Below are 18,275 nucleotides of genomic sequence, written 5' to 3' on the forward strand. Positions count from 1 at the left end.
AAAAACGCACAACACATTAAGGGTGCTATTATCTACTTTTTAAAATCAACTTCTTATACCGCTAGTCATCTTCAGGTAAATCCTCAAATTGCGCTTTTATATTATCAAACCAAGCTTGCATTTCAGTGGGGTTTTGCATCAGGATATTGACTTTCGCCATCGCCTGTACATGCGCAGCATCTTGCTTTTTCAGCATGTCCATACCGTGCTGTTTACTCAGCTCAACCAGCTCCTCAAAGGTATTGGCACTAAAGGTTTTCTTACAGGCCCCACCCAGCTGTTTACAATTCATGGTTTTCATTAGTTGTCCCTTTGTATGTTAAATGAGATTACTGCCATAAAAATACTTAGAGTATGGGTAACCAAACTGACTATTAATTATAGCCTGGTAAATTCCTTTGATTAATCTTGTGCAATGTATTGATGACATCGTTTGAATTTTACCAGGTACATATTTTCATATGAAAAAGAAAAAAGGATCATTCATACTTAATACGCATATTGACTAGAGGTCAATATTACAACAAAACGAAGGTATGCTGCCTCTGATATGAACATTTACAATCCATTATCTATCTTTTTAACCCCTTATAAGAACGGAGCTTTGAGTCTCCCCGCTAATAGTCCTTTATTATGACTAGAGCACTAGAGACGATAAGGGTCAAAGTACTCACATCACAGTCAATGACCCTTTCTAGCCGCATTCTGTGGCAACATAAGAACAAGAAAAATTATCGTTAGAATGAGTACACCGGAAGCAGTATATCGACTGAGTGCTAATCCTCCATGAACAACAGGTTTATCGAGAAAATCCCCCACAACAGCGCCTAAAGGGCGAGTAAGCACAAAAGCCAGCCAAAATAACAATGTTCTCGACATGCTAGTGAAGTAATAGATAGCAATAATTAAGCACAACCCAGCACCAAAAATATAAGCGGCCCCCACATACCCAAGGCCTGCAGTATCGGCAGTCCAATCCCCAAGCGCTGTGCCTAATGTCTGAGAAAACATTATTGTCAGCCAATAAAACATTTCAGCTTTGGGCTCTGATACTGAGCCGACATGAATAGAACCTAATGTACGCTGCCAAGCAAAAAGGGTCAGGGCTAACAAAGTGATTAATATTAACGATCCCCCTAAGTAACCAATCCCTAGAGAACGGTCAACAAAATCGGCTAGCGTGGTGCCAAGCGTGGTTGAAGCAATAATGGTGACCCAATATAAAAATGGATGAAAACGATTAGCCTTAATTTGTGCAAAAACAACGATGATAAAGAAAGCAATAAATATCCCAGTCCCCAGTAAATAGCCCATATTCATTGACATCGATACAGCATCACCACCGGTTTCTCCAAGTGTAGTGGCAAGTATTTTTATCACCCAAAAACCAAGCGTCACAGCCGGTACTTTACTTAATACTTGTTTCGTATCAGTATTCATATCGTTTATTTCCTTCCTCATCACTCATTCAATGAATACTAACAAAATAATCTATCTCCTTATTTATATTTTTGTTCATTAAATTTAATCAATTATCATCAATAAATCAGATGGTTATTGTTACACAATGTAAACAACTAATCTTTGTCATTCCGATGAAGCTTAATCACAAGCCGATAGAATTCATCACGTGAAATGAGTCCATTATCATCAAAATCTGCATATTGAAACATACTCTTCATCTCTAAATTTGTTATTTTAGGGTTAATCGTATTGACACAAGAATAAAACTCATCGGATGTAATTTGACCGTCATTATCTTGGTCGAACATCGAAAAAAATTCACCAATCGTTGGCGATAAACAAGCCTCACCTAAGTCCATTTCCATAATTTCAACAAATTTCTGAAAACCAATTCCCATTGAACCACTTTGATTAACCTTGCCAAGATGCGTAATAAGGTCTTGTATTTTTTCGATAGAATATCGCTTCCCCGAAGACTCCAATAAAATAATCAGCTCTTGCATATCTAAATCCCCACTACCATCAACATCAAGTTGACCAAACAAGGTTCGATATTCCTCCTCCTTTTCTTGAGAAATCTGATGGGACAATAATGCTTGCTTCCCATCATTCATTAGATAACCAAATTGTTGCCAAGCTTTTAGTTCACTGTGGAACAATAACCATAGCGTATTAGGATCTCGACCAAACATCATTTTTCCTGTTGCCGGATCAATACGAGTCATGAGATCAAATCGACAAGAAGATCCATGCATAAATTCAATTTCTTCAGCTGTTGATTGCCGCCTTAGCAGGTCATTTCTATGTGGAAAATGGCCAAATGTCTGAATGACCTCAAAATGCTTCACAAAAATAGAGCGAAACCCATGAAACGCAATAGGTAAACGTGGTTCAATTTTTAAATAATGTTGCACACACTGCTTTTGAGACTCAAGATCTTCAATGTGGGTGAGGATCAATCCTGGAAGAAATAACTGATGGACAGGTGAAAGAACCGACTGCCAATCATGTGATTGATTAACAATCGCTAAAGCAACCTCTTCACCTGCAAACATATCGATACTGTCACGATAAATGTTACGTGGGAATTGATCCACAAGGATCATTAATCCCACGCAGCCAATTGGAGATTGCATCCAATGATTATAATAACCTTCAATTGCTTTCTCCACATGCTGATGAAAATGCTCGCGAATATCTCGATCAATTTTCGCACTCTTTTTAAACCAACACTCTACGCACTTTAACGCATTTGGCTCACCATTCTGATCTTTAATAAACATATAATGAATAAGAGACTCAATTAAATTGTGATCAACTTGGGTTAATTGCTTCTTCATCTTCACTCCATCATCTCTTTGAACATGTTAATACCATGCTAACTCAGATCTCATTTATTCATACCACCATTCCATTTTTTTGAATAAAAGCCACTGGCATACTTTACCAACAAAGCCCCCCTAATCAAAACTGATACCGAAAATAACCACCCGATGTCGCGTTATCTGGATACCAGTCAAATTCAATGGGCGTTACACCATCCACATAAAAATCGTTATTGCCAAACACAATAAAATTCATCGCATGAGTTGGGCTGTTAATCCAATGCAATGGTAAAAACACCTCCCCCGTCTGGCCGCTCCAAATCCGGCCCATTTCATAACCGCCACTATTGGGTGAGACAATCCATTGCCAATCATTTCCAGAACCTGAATATTGGTAAACATTCACCCCTTCGATTAAGTAATCAGCGCCAATGGGAAAGGCAGTAATCCCCCCAAAGCTGCCTTTAAATCCAGTGGTGGCATCATCGTCACTATCGATAAAGACTTGAAAACCCCAGCTGATGTAAATGTTAGTTTCATTGGTATAGGCCATCAATAATTCATTGGTATCAGTCGTATGAGCAACGTGAATACCTCTCCAATTGGCTTGATTGCCTTGACCACTGATGTTATCCGCAGCGCTGACTTCAACGATATCGTCAGGATCCACCGGATAGGCTACAATCGTCGACCAATCTCCTAATAAACCATCTAACGTAATTAAGGATTTAAGGATAGGGTTTGACATGGGCGTTGCAAGTGAATAGGTCAAGCCCAAATCCTCTTCATTTCGATTCCCTTTAGCATCTTCTGTATAAACTTTGACACGAAAATCATCACCTAAGGTCAAACCGGAAATCACGGCTTGGTTGGCGCTATGCTCGATTGGATTATGTAACCATGCAGGATTAGTGGTAAAGGCAACATCATCATGCACAGTAATACTGCCTGTTGACAGGTTTTCAACCGAAATGTCGTAATGGACGGGATAGGATTGATCGATAGCCATATCCCATGTAATAACCATATCTGTTGAGGTCGCCCCTTCTGTTACCGATTGCGCGCCGACTCTCATGTTGGTATTTGGCGTGTTATATAAATGGTGACCCGTATTATCCCAAGCGGGTGGTGTGCTATCGTTATGGCTGTCTGGTAACAACGCTGCCATTGCCAAACTATACGTGGCTAAATCACCATTCGGTGCTAAATAGTTAACCAAGCCCATTTCTCTTACAGCAATCTCAAAACTGTCTAATTCAACGTGTTGGCGACCACTTTGATAATCTAAACCAAACACAGTGAAGCCGTCTTCTCGATTCGATTCAGCAATGACTTTGGGGGCACTGTTAAAACGGTTCTCGTTATAGTACTCAGACACACCATTTGTTCCATCCGTTGAGGGATCGCTGTCATAGCGAAAGCTCTCAAACAAAAATGCGTTTATATAAGGACGAATATTGTAATCTATTGAATATTCATTCGTAACGGGGCTTTTGAGCCCAGGTGAGAAATAAAAGGCGCCACGATTGGCCATCACGAGTTTATTAGGATATTGATCGCTAATGAATTTAACCGTTTGTTGCATGGCCTGAGCAGTCCAAGGGTACCAGCCAGCATTATCGTAAGGCCCCGCGGTATCAATGGTATCTAAAAAGAATCCATCAAAACCGAAGTTTGTTGAGCGTTCACGAAGGTTGGAGGCGTCTCTACCACCCGCTAATTGCGCTAAGCCTGCCTTGTATTGACGGCCAGCGACATTGGCAGAGCCTATCCTCATGTTATCCAAAACCCAGCGCCAATTCGCATCGGGATACACCATAAATCCATGAAAGTGCGGATTTAAATCAGGTAAACCATCGGGGGTTAATCGAGCAGTCGTTGTCACGCTTTCAACATCACCGTTTGGGTGATAAGTGACTGTTTGTGTATCAACATCCATATAAAAACTTTGTAGCGTCGTAGCCGGTACAGTGACAAGTTGATGAGAGGATGGATCGTATGCCCTCATGCCAGTGCCGTTACCTAATGCCGATTCTAGTGATTGATTAACATAGTCTTCACCAATACTGATGTAACCCAATACCTTGTCCACGCCACCCGCTTTTAAAGCCTGAACAATTTCAGGGGTAAACGTCCATTGGTTTGGTTGCACCACGACCACATCAAAGTCCGACAACGTATTAATGAGAGATTGGTTAATAACCCAATTCTCTGAACTGGCTTGAGTATTGGTATAAAAATCATTGCCGTAATAAACAATAAATGTAGAATCACTGTTTATATTAGGGATCGGCCCTCGGTCTGCTAACACATTTGTTGTAAGTAGCGTTGAGAGTAATGTTATAAGGAGTGCTGAGCGCACTAAAACGAGATAATTGACATTGAGAGTATTCATAACATTAATCCTTTACTTTAATGAACAAGTCCATTGTCACAACATTCATTGATCCCTTAATTTTAGCCTCAAATCGTGACATCAGACATTAAAATGGTTAAATGTTCCCCCTTCTAGTCCCCTTCTAGCCAATCTTCTAGTTAATAAAAAGCCAAGCAAAAGCCAATCAAAAGCTGATCGGGTCAACGAGTAAGCCTTGTTAAATGCTTAAGCTTTATTAACAGCTTAACCACTAGCAAGAATGGTCACTTTGGCCTAAGCAGCTTATTTTCAATACGTTATAGATAGTTGTGCTTGCTGGTTGCTTAAAAGTTTACTCTGACCCCACTTTTTACAATTTAACGGATCTTACCGCTATCATGGTTTGCATATATTCCTCAATAAGAAAACGAGGACTCGGGTGATCATCCTCATAAAATCCTGATACTACAAATCCAGCCTCTATCTGTTGACCAATCTGCTGTGTCAATGTATGACCAAAAACTAATGCTTCTCCATTTAACCGTTTCTCTTTATAGTCCTTTTCTTCCAAGCTACTAACGTCAGAATAAGGCAACACATATTTAGGCTTCAGTAATCCTTGTTCAATTGTTGGCGTATCTTTATCAAATATAAAAAGAACCGGATTATAAAAACTGGTCAGCAATACACCACTTTGTTTCAACACACGGTAACACTCTCGCCACAGTGACTCCAAAGCAGGAATGTATAAATTTGAAATAGGTGAAAGGATAAAATCAAAGGTGTTATCACTAAAAACGGAAAGATCGCGCATATCACCTTGAATGGTTTTAAGCGTCAATCCATCCCGTTGAGCGATGAAATCATCTTTTTCCAACTGACCTTTAGATATATCGTAAACGGTAACGTCTGCACCTGCAGCAGAGAGAACAGGCGCTTGCTGACCTCCGGCGGATGCAAGGCAAAGAATTTTCTTTCCTCTTATATCCTTTGGTAACCAATCATCATCTAAGGCTTTCTTGGTGATATGAACATTCCAATGCCCTTGTTTCGCTTGCTCGATAATCTCTTGTGATACAGGCCTAGACCAAGCCCCATTTGCTTGCGCATAACCATCCCAAACAACACCGTTGTGCTCAACGACATATTTATCTTTATCTAAATTATTTTCAGTCATAATACATTTCCAGAATAGCGACCATCACTGCGTATTTAATAACAAACGTATTAATGATCGACTTATGATGACAGTCGGTTTTAACCCTCAATGCCTAATACATGCCCTGATTAAAATAGAGTTAAAATAGGGCCAAAATAGGGTTAAAATAGACACCACAGATAATGCTTACTTTAAAATATGATGAAACTGCTAAGCATGGCTCTACTTCGATAATAGAACGGATAGAAACAATAGCAGTGAGAAAAATATCCTTATGAACATATCTGCAACGATAAAATACACTTAAATTTTTATAAAAAATAATAGTGTCATTTTAGTTACTTGTTCATATCGGTATTCTCCATTGTTGAAGGGGATAACAATTCAGACCATGGAGCATACCTCCCCTGCCCTCAAGATTCAACTGCAACCCAAATAATAAAAAATCGTTAACCAAACCATCCATGGTTAAATCCTTAAACTTTATTAACAACTTAGCCACCAGCAAAGGATCACAACTCTCAACCTCAATATTTTCTAACTTACCATCTACTTTACTTTCAATTGTTTAGAAGTAAATAATTGTGGGGAGGTTATGGCAAGCCCCAAAAATTTAAAACTAACTGGTTTCACTTTCAGTTGCTAACTTTACCCGATTAAATAAACATAGTTGTTGTTTACCAGATGCTATTAACTTTTGCTCTAGAAATCTTGTTACATCTGCATCAAGATCATCACTATTAATTTTTTCTACAAGCATATCGAGACCATATAGTTCAGAATGAGTTTCTTTACTCTCTAATAAATAAATAATTAAAATCGCTACCGAATTGGAATACTTCGAAACCCAATCCTTTTTACTCAAACTGTACAAGAGGTTAGAATGAGTAAGATCTGATACAGGCATAAGTTTTATCAGGCTAACCATCTTCTCGAAAAGATCTGGAATATTCTTAAGTAAACTCAACATAGCTCCAGCTTCCTTAGCATCAAAGAGCATTGGTTTTCCCTTAATACGGTTCTGCCAATATGGTTTAAACCAACTTATCCATATATCTGACTGACGAATAGATTTCTGCTTAGAGAAAAAACGAGACAAGTGACAAGCGAAAATGACCTTATGCTCACCTGACATACCATCTGATAATAACTTGGGTAACCAATCTATATGTGGATTTTCAACACACCAAAATGCAACTGCAACATAGTGCTCAATAAACTTAGCTTCTTTCCCAGGCAAAAGTTCTTCAAACATTCCTCTCATTTTTTCAAAGTACGGTCTAACACTGGCAAACAAAGTAGCGCTTATACCACTACTAGCCAATAATCCATGCCAAGCTTGCTCAGTTCTTTTAGATGTTGACTCAAGTAATTGTAATATATGCTCCACCGTCCATTCAGCATCTACATTGTAAAGAAAATTAATCTGCCGACAGAGTAATGCTAATTCAGACACCCAAAATTAATTTCTTACGACACAGCCCAAAATCCACGGGCTACAAAGCGACTCTTTGAGCTATCTCAGTGACATCAAGGTGAATTTAACATCATCATCGTCAGTAATGATATAAAAATAACTGATCCATATGGGTTTCAGACAAGAGTCAATCGCAGAGCAATATTTTAAGCGTGTTCAGAGCGATATAAAGATGGGAGGACACATGATTAGAACTCAATACTCATCAAAAGCCATTAAGCACTATCAAGCCAACGATGACAATTCCCAGCGCCTTGTCGCCGCTTTCGCTCTAAATGAGCACAATAGGCATCCAGTTCTTGTAAGCTACCTGCTGGGCCTTTAAATAAACGAGTAAACTCTGTCGTCAATTTAAGCCAGTTTTCTTGGGGAATATTCAATCTATTGAGAATAGGCATAGCTAACTCACTGATTGAACCTCGCTTATCGTTTCGCTTATTATGAAGAATTAGTCGCCCCGTTTCATCTACTAACTTCAAATAATCACCCAAATGAAAGTGTAATCCTTTTGGCATATCAAGCCTTTCATTACCTACAAACGCCAATAAATTTGCAGGTTGTTCACCTTTAAACGCAGCCTTTATGCGCCTTTGAATACTGGTAAAATCTGACTGCTCTGGCGTGTCTGCAATTTTTGCGCGAATAGGATTTAAATCGACATAGGCCATACAAGAAAGTACCGCCGCCTCATCTAATAATGCTTGGCTTTTAAACCGTCCTTCCCAAAACCGTCCACTACACTTGTCCTCAAAATTCGCTTTTCTTGCAATAGGTTCATTTAGTGCTCTCATGAACCAGCTTATATCACTTAGGCGACTTCGGTACTTTGCAATCGTTTTTGATAATAAAACCATTTCATGAGGCTCTAATGACACATCATTAGTCAATTTTTGGGTAATATCAGTTCCATTGAATAACTGATGCCAGCGCTCGGCAACTTCAAGTTCAGACCAAGAGTTTGCTTTATAAATATCCACATTTAATACTAAATGCAGATGATTTGACATCACCGCATAGGCACAGATATCAATGGCAAAAACGTCTGCAAGCTCAAGGATTCGGTCTTCAACCCATTCACGTCGATGCTCATAAGATTGGCCTGTGTAATCATCAACACCACACAGGTAAGCCCGCCTAACACAGCGAGATACACAATGATAAAAGGAAGTGTCTTCCAAGCTCACTATCGCTTTCCTTGATGTCGGCATAAATCCATCCATTGATAGCTTATTCACTCATCAAAGCCTAGTTTATGGTCATTAATAAGTCAAATAACTATGGGTGTCTAAATTGATCCGATAACTTGCCATGAATACGCAAAAGATAAGACCATGGGTCTTCTGACTCTATACGATGAACTGCTCGATGACAGTTTGCACATATGATTGCAAGATCAGATTCCTTAGTTTTTTCACCAGCCTTTATTTTATTCAATGGTTTTTTATGATGTGCCTCTGCATAACTAAAACCATACTTGGGCAGAAAGTCATAGCCGCACACTTCACAAAATAAAGAGCCATTTTCCTTAACAAATCTCTCTTTTGCTTTTTTTACCAACAGGCTATCTCGTTCCCTTACTTTGTGAGTCCTAAGGCGCGTTTTACTTTCATCTGTTTCATACTCATCATCTTCAAGGTCGAGTGTTTCTTCATGCCACAACGACCAAATTTTGCTAAATTCGCTTATTGTTAACTTGAAGTTTGTACCTTGTCTTGCAGTTAAGAGCTGCATCTTTGACAGCTCTTTATCTCTGAGCAGCAGGCTCGACTCGACCAGTCCCTTGTTAATATCAAGCCGAGTTTCCTCGATCCTTATTCCAACCTTAATCTCAGAAACCTCTCTTTTCTCCCAGTACTCCTCAAGTAAGAATTCAGGGTGAAGCACTTTGTTTTTATCTGTGGGAGCTTCAGTTATTTTTCCGTACGCAACTAGCCCATACGGATCTTTAGATTTACCTTTAGAACGCCATATGAAAACTCTGTCACCAACTAGCATTTCAGCTTGATGCTTTCGGTGCTTAACAGCCCAGTAGATGTAGTCGAAGTCTTTAAGATACGTATCTATATCAAAGTCTTCTCTATTTCCTCTAAATATCCAGTCGGTCACAATCTCTCCGCAGAGTTATAACGCACGTGTCACGGGGACCGAGCGTAGCGAGGGATCCCGTGGACACGCTTGTTAAGTGGTTTTTTTTGATTGGCTTGGATATGAAACTTCTAATACCAAACATTCTTCTTCACACACAAATGGCCCATGAATCTCTCCAGGAGGCCTACTAGCAAAATGGCCCGCCTCCAGCCAAACATCAAAGGCCTCATCATACAAACGACCCGACACTATATAAATTTCTTCTGGGTATTCATGTGATTTACCACCAAAGCTTTTTGTGTCAGCTCCTTTTTTGAATCTTGTTAATCGTGTGTAATCCCCTGTATTTAGATCCATTGCCAAAGTAAGCTCTTCCAGCATACCATTTGTTCCATCAATGGGTTTCCATTTATCTTTGTTTTCACTTGCAAGAACATTCCAGTATGTGGCTGTATCTTTTCCCATGCATCCCCCTCTTATTACTCAGTACTTTTCCATTCCATACCAGAATAAATTTACAACAATGCAAAGTTCTTGACTATCGTTTTTTAAATTTTCATGCAGGATTTATATTCGCTAATTACCACTTAACGCCAAGCACACCGGCTGCGCGTCTAGCGCAGTCCGAGTGGTGCGCCTTGTTATATGGCTATTTATCGGCTTGAGGCTGCTAAACCAATACCAAAGCTAATGAAAATACTACCACTGATTTTGTTAAATAATGATTTATTATTATGAGGAAGTAGTTTTGATTTTGCTATAACTGCAAATATGGCATACAACATATGAATAATTATTACTAAAATACTAAACGTAACTGCTAGTATAAATAATTGACTGCTGTAATCTTGAGTTTTATCAATAAATTGAGGAAGTATTGATATGAAGAATATTATTGCTTTTGGGTTCGATGTGGAAACCATAAAACCTTCAAAAAAACACTTTAAGGTTGAAGTATTTGTGGTGTTCATTGATGTTTTAATTTCAGATTTATCTCGCAACATTTTCAACCCTAGATAGACCAAATAAGCTGCACCAACAAACTTTAAAATTGTAAATGCTACTACTGACTGTTCTAACAATACTCCTAAGCCAGTAGCCGAAATAAGGGCGATTAAAAGAATCCCAAGAGCAACTCCCAAAATTCCAGAAATGGCCTTCACTAACCCTTTTTGAATTGAGTTATTTATAGTCAGCAATACTGCTGGCCCAGGTAATGAAATGGTAGCCATAGCTACACCTATATACACTAGATAAATATCCATTCTTACTCCTTAGGATAGATTTTTTGGGAGTGCCATATAACAGCTTATTCAACAGCAGCAGGATAATCTTCCAGACTGCATACTATTTTTAAGCTAGAGTATACTACTAACCCATTGTTATACAATCATTATCAATCAAAAGTTAACTATTTACTAACTAGAAACCAAGAAAAAAACATGCAGCAGTGTTTACGAGGTCTGCATATCACTTTTTAACATATAATTAAAAGTTAAATTATATCAATTAATTGTGTAACTTTTCTACTTTATACTCAATATTATCGCTGCATCGAATATTGCTATCCCTATGATAATGACCTTATGGTAAATGAGTCGCGCATCTTTTTTCTTGCACAATATTCAAAACCAGCTATAACTGTATATAAACACAGTTGTATATTGGTAATCACATGGGCCAGTTACAGTATTTAGAAGCGATACGAACGGAAATAAGAATACGTCATTATAGCTATCAAACGGAAAAATCCTATCTCTATTGGAATCGATATTTTATTCGTTATTCAACGATCCGCCATGGCTCAGAAATTACCAGCGCATTAATAGAGCGGTTTCTTTGTTATTTAGCTAAGCAACGTCAGGTTTCCGCAAATACGCAAAAGCAAGCCTTATGCGCCATTGTATTTGCATGTCGATATGTATTAAAAATAGATACTGAACACTTAATCTTTCCTTATGCAAAAGCGCCAAAAAAATTACCACAAGTATTATCAAGTGAAGAAGCTAAGTTGATAATCGATCAATTACCCGGTTATCATCACCTGATTGGGCGATTCTTTTCGGCTCAGGACTACGATTAAAAGAAGCACTACGGATCCGAATAAAAGACATTGATTTCGGAGAAAAGTCGATTTTTGTGTATCAAGGAAAAGGTCAAAAAGACCGTGTCTGCATGTTACCTCAAACAATAATATCTCAATTAAACGTCCAAATTACACACGTTAAAGCAATTCATGATCATGATCTAGCAGCAGGATTTGGGCTAGCATCATTACCCATTTCACTTATGCGCAAATATCAAAATAGTGCCGCACAGTTTCATTGGCAATACCTTTTTCCTGCGAGTCGCCGCTGTGTACACCCTAGTGATCATTATATTTGTCGTCATCACATACATCCCACCGCATTTTCACGTGAATTAAGACAAGCAACAAAACGAGCTCAGATCAATAAACGTGTCACAGCACATACTTTCCGTCATTCGTTCGCGACATGTTTATTACGCAAAGGCTATGATATCCGTACAATTCAAGAAATGTTAGGTCACACTGATGTTAAGACAACACAAATATACACCCATGTCATTGGTGGACATTATAGCGGTGTGATAAGCCCTCTTGATCATCAATAAATATCTTCATCGTTCATATTGACCTTACTTGGTTTATTCGTTAATCAACAAGATCACTTAACCTTCATTCAAAGGCGCTCGTTATTCGACAAAAATCCCAATAGAAACTAAAAAGCCAATTCAAAGCAACCCTCCTGATTTTTCTTTTGATTTAAATCCCCATCGAAGTTGCCGAAGATATTTTATCAGTCATTGCGTGAGCGAGGGACGGCAGTTCCTTAACGTCCATGTTATCACTGCATTTGTGGATCCCTTCACATCAGTGCCGCAATAGCCTTAGTTGAGTCAAGGTCGTTCCTTGACGGCCCTGTCACCACGACATTTGTTAGTCCTAAACATCAGACGACGAATATGAGGCGATAACTATTCTTGTCCTTTGAATTATAAAGCGCTTTGCTCCGCTAGAGGCGGCACAGGTGATCCAAGAGGGGATTGCTGTTGATCCCCTTTTGATCCAGTGTGGATGGAAATTCACGACTTTAGCCTCACCGCAGGTGATAATAAATAAACTCCGTTGGGCGTTATGATTATTCTACTGTCTAAATATCCAATAAACCCCATCATCACTCACTTGCTCCAACAACCCCGCTCTCTCCTTTGCTCGTAAATTGTTGTGGATTATATAAAACATATCTGCAATCAAAGATCGCTCATCCGCATAGTATGAATGCCCCAAGAAACCAGTTTCAACACTCGTGGCATCAATAGTCTCTATGCCATCAAACACGATTATATTTTCTCCAGTGTCACCCGCTCTAGGATAGCCACCATGGATCAGTTTAGAGGCGTTTAAAGGCACATCCTTTGATGAGGCGTACAAGGTTATAGGACGCTTTGCCTCAACTAAAGCAGGAGCTATTTCTCTTTTAAATACTTCAGCATCGATATCGGGTGCCGCTAGGATGACTTCTCTAATACGAGATCTCACTGACGGGTTTTCTTTAACCACATTAATATAAGCACGCGTTAGAGCTCTATTGCCCATACTGTGTGCAATTAAATAGATGTTTTCTGCACTTGTTTGAGTCAGAACATCAGCTAAGAAATTCTTGATATTATTCTCAGCCCACTGAATGTTGGCTTCATCAAATGTATACTTTGGAATGCTTCCATGTGATGGCCAACTATAGAATATTGGCGCACCATCAAAGCCAAGATCATAAGACATTTGAGCCGTTCGGCGCGCTGCATCCTCAAAAGTGACATTGTAACCGTGCACAAATATGAATGCGTTATTCGTCGATGAACTGCCTATCTCTTTAGTCAGTAAGTCAAAATAGATTTCTTTTTTTAAGGGCTCAATAGCAAGAAGAACGATATGATCTTTGGCATCTTCACTAAATTCAAACCTCCAAATTGATGGCGATTCCAACTCACCCATTCTGTGATCCCTAGGAATACTGACTTTCGTTTTCCCGTATGAAATAACACCTCTTTCAGCGCCAAAGTATGATTTCATATTAGACATATCATCTTGCTTTCTATCAGTAGCAAAAAAGACTTCCATAATGGCGTAGTCTGCTTCTGAACTCGCCTTTGCTACGATGTTATTTGGGCTTTCATTTCGATTCTGGCAACCGATTACAATGATAGGGATAAAGATAAAAAGTAACGTTTTAATTCTGTCCATCGCTATTATCCTATTTCTGACAATTGAATCGAAACATAACGCTAAATTGAGCCGCTGCGATAATCCATGCACAACTTGATTGTTACATAATTGAAACTATTGTAAATGATTAAATTTAACCCACTGGCTGTAATGCTTTTGCTTTTAAGGCTCCCCATCGAAATTGCTGAAATGCATTCAACAAATCATGTGAAACGTATAGGGAGATACGGTTAGCTTTCGCGGGACAGGACGTCCCATCGGAAGCGCTAATGATTTTTTGAATAAGCATGAAGCTCGTACTTAATTGCAGGTAATTTCGTCGGGCTTTATGGTGAATACTGGAGGGCGAAGACCATAATAATGGCCTCTTTGAGCAAGAGATAGGGCCGTTTCATAGCATCCCTGCTATCACGGCATTCATAAATCCCCTTCTATCGATACCGAAACCACCTTCGCATCAAAATCAAGCTGAGATAAGTAATATGCAAGTAGATTAGATACAACACCGCAAGAGCCTATAGGAAAATCAGTTAATGCTTCACTCCCTTCGAATTCTAAAGCATCCTCTGCTGATAAGCGTTGCACTGCTTGCCTAAATTGACTCACCAACTGATACAGTTTCATCCTTTCTCCTACTGTAATAAATAGATCAAAAATAACGCAATAATATTTACGATACAAAAATCCAGTAAACCTATTACAATCAAAAAAGGCCAGCGAATGCTGACCTTCTCATTTTGCAACCATTTACAACAATGATTACGCTAACCTACTCTGGCTTGGCCAAATCAAAATGCTGATAGGCTCTTTGGGTGGCGATACGGCCTCTAGGGGTCCGCTGAATAAAACCTTGTTGGATCAAAAACGGCTCCAACACATCTTCAATGGTTTCGCGCTCCTCACCAATGGCGGCAGCGAGATTATCCAGCCCAACAGGCCCGCCCATGAATTTATCGATAATGGCAAATAACAGTTTCCTGTCCATGTAATCGAAACCTTCATTATCCACATCCAGTACATCCAGCGCTTGCTGAGCAATCAATTGGGTGATGGCGCCATCATGCTTCACTTCAGCAAAATCTCGCACGCGGCGTAACAACCGGTTGGCAATACGCGGAGTGCCACGAGAGCGCCTAGCGATTTCACCAGCCCCCAGCGCATCAATTTCCAGCCCCATCACATTGGCCGAGCGGGTCACAATGGCGCTCAAATCTTTGACATTATAAAACTCAAGCCGCAAGGGAATACCAAAGCGAGCACGAAGAGGCGAGGTTAACGCGCCTGCACGTGTGGTAGCACCAATTAACGTGAACGGCGGTAAGTCTAATTTTATCGAACGCGCCGCAGGTCCCTCACCTATCATAATATCCAGCTGATAATCTTCCATCGCCGGGTATAAAATCTCTTCCACAACGGGGCTTAAACGATGAATTTCATCAATAAACAACACATCATGAGGCTCAAGGTTGGTGAGCAATGCAGCCAAATCGCCTGCTTTTTCAAGTACAGGGCCTGAGGTCGATTTAATGTTGACGCCCATCTCCCCTGCCACAATCATGGCAAGCGTCGTTTTCCCCAATCCCGGCGGACCATAGATCAGAATATGATCTAAGGCTTCTTCCCGTTTTTTTGCCGCTTCAATGAAAATCTTTAACTGGGCGCGGGTATCATCTTGACCTGTGTATTCATCGAGTAATTTAGGGCGCATCGCCCGATCGACCACTTCATCTTGTATGATGGCTTGCGGCTGAATAAGCCTATCTGCCTCTATCATCACTTATCCTTTAAACAATACATAACACAAGGGAGCCTATAACATCGCCTTTAGAGCCGATTTGATTAACGCACCTGAGTCCATACCATCAACATAAACTGCCGCAACGGCTTTCGTCGCTTGAGCAGGCTTATAGCCTAAAGATAATAATGCACTGATCGCATCTTCTTCGGCACTATTTGCCACGGGCTCTGGCGCATAATTGGTCTGCAACACGAATTCTCTTTCAGAGCCAACAGAGGCTTCTAATAATGCTTTAAGCTTATCACGCATTTCAACCAATAAACGCTCTGCCGTTTTTTTACCAACGCCAGGCAGTTTCACTAAGGTCACCACATCATCGCGTTCAACACAGGTCACAAACTCGCTCGCGCTCATGCCAGACAAAATGGTTAACGCTAATTTTGGCCCAACGCCATTGGTTTTAATTAACAATCTAAACAAGGCGCGCTCTTGCTTAGTAATAAAGCCATAAAGTAATTGCGCATCTTCACGCACCACAAAATGGGTATAAAGTATCACCTCTGTACCAACTTCCGGTAATTCACAAAAGCAACTGAGAGGCAATTGCAACTCATAGCCCACACCACTCACTTCTAATAGCACTTCTGGCGCCTGCTTTTCAAGCAAGCTGCCCCGTAATCGACCTATCATATGACGCTCTCATTTATTATGCTGCTTTTTAATTTCTGATTAACCATGGCCATTTTTTATCCCATTGTCGATTGTTAATGGTAACCAGTCTATTTATATCGGCCATAAGTCCGACGAGCCGCTTTTCCTGCCAGTGCCACTAAGCTTTGACTCGTATGGAAGTGGCACACAGCCACCCCTAATGCATCCGCCGCATCCGCTTGAGGCGCAGCAGGCAAATTAAACAATTGCTGGATCATATGCTGCACTTGTGTTTTTTGTGCACGGCCCGACCCCACCACGGCACTTTTTATTTGCGTCGCACTGTACTCCGCAACGGGCAAGTCTGCCACCGTTGCCGCCACGATAGCGGCGCCTCGAGCTTGGCCAAGTTTAAGTGCTGAATCGGCATTTTTTGCCATAAACACCCGCTCGATGGCAAATTCTGTAGGTTGATATTGACGAATGATCTCTGATAAGCCATTAAAGATTTGTTTCAACCTTAGCGGCAGTTCATCACTTGATGTACGAATACAGCCGCTACCTAGGTATTGCTGGTGCCGACCTTGACATTGGATCACGCCATAGCCTGTGATCCTAGAACCGGGATCCACACCTAAAATAATCGCCATAATATCCTATATTGATGGAAAAAAATGAAGCCGCCACTCGCCACTACACTATATGGACGGCATAACAACAAGGCACCTGATAATCCAATATCAGCTTAAAATTCAACTTGAATAAAATGAAGCCGCCACTGCACTATATGGGTAATGAAGACAGCATAATAACAAGGCAACCAGATAACCTCATAACCCAATATCAGCTTAGGCGAGCCCGAAAAAATTCAGTCTACATAAGACAAGCGTTAACGCTTTGGTGCCTCATTTTATTCACCATTATTCGAGATTTTCCATGATTTCATCGGAAATGTCAGCGTTATGGTACACTTCTTGAACATCATCATGATCTTCTAGATTATCAATAAGACGCATAAATTTAGGGGCCGTATCTGCATCCAAATCCGCTTTCGTTGAAGGGATCATCGTCACTTCAGCATTGAGCGCTTCAAAGCCTGCCGCGTCCAGCCCGTCTTTGACACTGCCAAACTCTTCTGGTGTGGTAAACACATCAATGGAACTGTCTTCATGAGTGACCACATCTTCTGCGCCTGCTTCTAATGCCGCATCCATCAACGCATCTTCATCTGCGCCTTCGCCGTAAGAAATGATGCCTTTCTTATCAAACAAATAAGAGACTGAGCCATCTGTCCCTAAATTACCGCCCGACTTACTAAACGCATTGCGCACGCCCGATACCGTACGATTACGATTATCCGTCATGGTTTCCACCATCACCGCAGTACCGCCCGGACCATAACCTTCATACATAATCGTTTCAAGCACTTGCCCGTCAAGTTCACCCGCACCACGTTTCACTGCACGCTCCACAGTATCACGGGTCATATTATTAGACAGGGCTTTATCGATAGCCGCACGTAAGCGAGGATTCGAATCCGGATCCGATCCCCCTTCACGGGCTGAAACCGTTAACTCTCGAATGAATTTTGTGAATAATTTTCCGCGTTTCGCATCTTGGGCCGCTTTACGGTGTTTGATATTTGCCCATTTACTGTGACCTGCCATTGATAACTCCCCAAAGAGGTTAAAATCAAAAAGGAAATGAACCTATTCATTCACTTCCTTGTGCTGTCTATCCTTAATCTCAATACTGCTTAAAACAGTGAGAC

At 40.4% G+C, this 18,275-nt stretch carries 18 protein-coding genes; 2 read left to right on the forward strand and 16 right to left on the reverse strand.

The window, feature by feature from the left end:
- Positions 1-61 precede the first annotated feature (61 nt).
- The 10 genes from Q0779_RS10540 to Q0779_RS10585 all read right to left on the reverse strand — a co-directional run bounded on the left by Q0779_RS10540 (position 62) and on the right by Q0779_RS10585 (position 11,134).
- Entirely contained in the window at positions 62-301 is a 240-nt protein-coding gene (locus Q0779_RS10540) for a hypothetical protein (protein WP_298772379.1), read from the reverse strand.
- A gap of 380 nt (positions 302-681) precedes the next feature.
- Positions 682-1,440 carry a hypothetical protein gene (locus Q0779_RS10545; protein WP_298772381.1) on the reverse strand — a complete coding sequence of 253 codons (759 nt, stop codon included), beginning with the start codon at positions 1,438-1,440 and terminating at the stop codon, positions 682-684.
- 137 nt (positions 1,441-1,577) lie between these two features.
- Entirely contained in the window at positions 1,578-2,804 is a 1,227-nt protein-coding gene (locus Q0779_RS10550) for a DUF924 family protein (protein WP_298772383.1), read from the reverse strand.
- Between the two features lie 124 nt (positions 2,805-2,928).
- Positions 2,929-5,184: a hypothetical protein gene (locus Q0779_RS10555; RefSeq protein ID WP_298772384.1), complete on the reverse strand. Its 2,256-nt coding sequence runs from the start codon at positions 5,182-5,184 to the stop codon at positions 2,929-2,931.
- A 331-nt stretch (positions 5,185-5,515) separates the two neighbouring features.
- Positions 5,516-6,322, reverse strand: coding sequence for a class I SAM-dependent methyltransferase (locus Q0779_RS10560; protein ID WP_298772386.1), 807 nt, complete (start codon positions 6,320-6,322; stop codon positions 5,516-5,518).
- A gap of 601 nt (positions 6,323-6,923) precedes the next feature.
- Positions 6,924-7,760, reverse strand: a complete 837-nt coding sequence (locus Q0779_RS10565; protein ID WP_298772389.1) for a DUF4020 domain-containing protein — start codon at positions 7,758-7,760, stop codon at positions 6,924-6,926.
- 236 nt (positions 7,761-7,996) lie between these two features.
- Positions 7,997-8,989: a transposase gene (locus tag Q0779_RS10570; RefSeq protein WP_298772392.1), complete on the reverse strand. Its 993-nt coding sequence runs from the start codon at positions 8,987-8,989 to the stop codon at positions 7,997-7,999.
- 67 nt (positions 8,990-9,056) lie between these two features.
- On the reverse strand, positions 9,057-9,887 hold the full coding sequence (locus Q0779_RS10575; RefSeq protein WP_298772393.1) for an EVE domain-containing protein: 831 nt from the start codon (positions 9,885-9,887) through the stop codon (positions 9,057-9,059).
- Between the two features lie 72 nt (positions 9,888-9,959).
- Positions 9,960-10,334, reverse strand: a complete 375-nt coding sequence (locus Q0779_RS10580) for a cupin domain-containing protein (RefSeq protein WP_298772395.1) — start codon at positions 10,332-10,334, stop codon at positions 9,960-9,962.
- A gap of 188 nt (positions 10,335-10,522) precedes the next feature.
- Positions 10,523-11,134, reverse strand: coding sequence for a LysE family translocator (locus tag Q0779_RS10585; RefSeq protein ID WP_298772397.1), 612 nt, complete (start codon positions 11,132-11,134; stop codon positions 10,523-10,525).
- Between the two features lie 410 nt (positions 11,135-11,544).
- Here Q0779_RS10585 and Q0779_RS10590 point away from each other — a divergent pair, with 410 nt between their 5' ends.
- Both Q0779_RS10590 and Q0779_RS10595 read left to right on the forward strand, forming a co-directional pair.
- On the forward strand, positions 11,545-11,952 hold the full coding sequence (locus tag Q0779_RS10590) for a phage integrase N-terminal SAM-like domain-containing protein (RefSeq protein WP_298772399.1): 408 nt from the start codon (positions 11,545-11,547) through the stop codon (positions 11,950-11,952).
- Positions 11,925-12,503 carry an integron integrase gene (locus Q0779_RS10595; RefSeq protein ID WP_298772452.1) on the forward strand — a complete coding sequence of 193 codons (579 nt, stop codon included), beginning with the start codon at positions 11,925-11,927 and terminating at the stop codon, positions 12,501-12,503. Before Q0779_RS10590 ends, Q0779_RS10595 begins: the two co-directional genes overlap by 28 nt.
- Positions 12,504-13,035: 532 nt before the next feature.
- On the opposite strand, the gene Q0779_RS10600 is transcribed toward Q0779_RS10595, so the two are convergent.
- The 6 genes from Q0779_RS10600 to Q0779_RS10625 form a co-directional block, all read right to left on the reverse strand.
- The gene (locus Q0779_RS10600) at positions 13,036-14,133 is read right to left on the reverse strand and encodes an alpha/beta fold hydrolase (protein ID WP_298772401.1); all 1,098 of its coding nucleotides are present in this window, start codon (positions 14,131-14,133) and stop codon (positions 13,036-13,038) included.
- A 399-nt stretch (positions 14,134-14,532) separates the two neighbouring features.
- Positions 14,533-14,739 (reverse strand): hypothetical protein, encoded by a 207-nt coding sequence (locus tag Q0779_RS10605; protein ID WP_298772403.1) that lies wholly within the window; start codon positions 14,737-14,739, stop codon positions 14,533-14,535.
- Between the two features lie 145 nt (positions 14,740-14,884).
- A complete protein-coding gene (gene ruvB, locus Q0779_RS10610; RefSeq protein ID WP_298772405.1) occupies positions 14,885-15,889 on the reverse strand; it encodes a Holliday junction branch migration DNA helicase RuvB in 1,005 nt (334 codons plus the stop codon).
- 36 nt (positions 15,890-15,925) lie between these two features.
- Positions 15,926-16,543, reverse strand: a complete 618-nt coding sequence (ruvA, locus tag Q0779_RS10615) for a Holliday junction branch migration protein RuvA (RefSeq protein ID WP_298772407.1) — start codon at positions 16,541-16,543, stop codon at positions 15,926-15,928.
- Positions 16,544-16,632: 89 nt separating this feature from the next.
- Positions 16,633-17,154: a crossover junction endodeoxyribonuclease RuvC gene (gene ruvC / locus Q0779_RS10620; protein ID WP_298772409.1), complete on the reverse strand. Its 522-nt coding sequence runs from the start codon at positions 17,152-17,154 to the stop codon at positions 16,633-16,635.
- Between the two features lie 270 nt (positions 17,155-17,424).
- The gene (locus Q0779_RS10625; protein ID WP_298772411.1) at positions 17,425-18,171 is read right to left on the reverse strand and encodes a YebC/PmpR family DNA-binding transcriptional regulator; all 747 of its coding nucleotides are present in this window, start codon (positions 18,169-18,171) and stop codon (positions 17,425-17,427) included.
- Positions 18,172-18,275: the final 104 nt, after the last annotated feature.

This window comes from uncultured Shewanella sp. (genome assembly GCF_947491715.1).
Taxonomy (GTDB): Bacteria; Pseudomonadota; Gammaproteobacteria; order Enterobacterales; family Shewanellaceae; genus Shewanella.

Bases quoted from the DNA above. Each gene is read 5' to 3' on its own strand.
- Q0779_RS10540 (WP_298772379.1), bottom strand. From the start codon at position 301: ATGAAAACCATGAATTGTAAACAGCTGGGTGGGGCCTGTAAGAAAACC.
- Q0779_RS10545 (WP_298772381.1), bottom strand. From the start codon at position 1,440: ATGAATACTGATACGAAACAAGTATTAAGTAAAGTACCGGCTGTGACG.
- Q0779_RS10550 (WP_298772383.1), bottom strand. From the start codon at position 2,804: ATGAAGAAGCAATTAACCCAAGTTGATCACAATTTAATTGAGTCTCTT.
- Q0779_RS10555 (WP_298772384.1), bottom strand. From the start codon at position 5,184: ATGAATACTCTCAATGTCAATTATCTCGTTTTAGTGCGCTCAGCACTC.
- Q0779_RS10560 (WP_298772386.1), bottom strand. From the start codon at position 6,322: ATGACTGAAAATAATTTAGATAAAGATAAATATGTCGTTGAGCACAAC.
- Q0779_RS10570 (WP_298772392.1), bottom strand. From the start codon at position 8,989: ATGCCGACATCAAGGAAAGCGATAGTGAGCTTGGAAGACACTTCCTTT.
- Q0779_RS10580 (WP_298772395.1), bottom strand. From the start codon at position 10,334: ATGGGAAAAGATACAGCCACATACTGGAATGTTCTTGCAAGTGAAAAC.
- Q0779_RS10585 (WP_298772397.1), bottom strand. From the start codon at position 11,134: ATGGATATTTATCTAGTGTATATAGGTGTAGCTATGGCTACCATTTCA.
- Q0779_RS10590 (WP_298772399.1), top strand. From the start codon at position 11,545: ATGGGCCAGTTACAGTATTTAGAAGCGATACGAACGGAAATAAGAATA.
- Q0779_RS10600 (WP_298772401.1), bottom strand. From the start codon at position 14,133: ATGGACAGAATTAAAACGTTACTTTTTATCTTTATCCCTATCATTGTA.
- Q0779_RS10605 (WP_298772403.1), bottom strand. From the start codon at position 14,739: ATGAAACTGTATCAGTTGGTGAGTCAATTTAGGCAAGCAGTGCAACGC.
- ruvB (WP_298772405.1), bottom strand. From the start codon at position 15,889: ATGATAGAGGCAGATAGGCTTATTCAGCCGCAAGCCATCATACAAGAT.
- ruvA (WP_298772407.1), bottom strand. From the start codon at position 16,543: ATGATAGGTCGATTACGGGGCAGCTTGCTTGAAAAGCAGGCGCCAGAA.
- ruvC (WP_298772409.1), bottom strand. From the start codon at position 17,154: ATGGCGATTATTTTAGGTGTGGATCCCGGTTCTAGGATCACAGGCTAT.
- Q0779_RS10625 (WP_298772411.1), bottom strand. From the start codon at position 18,171: ATGGCAGGTCACAGTAAATGGGCAAATATCAAACACCGTAAAGCGGCC.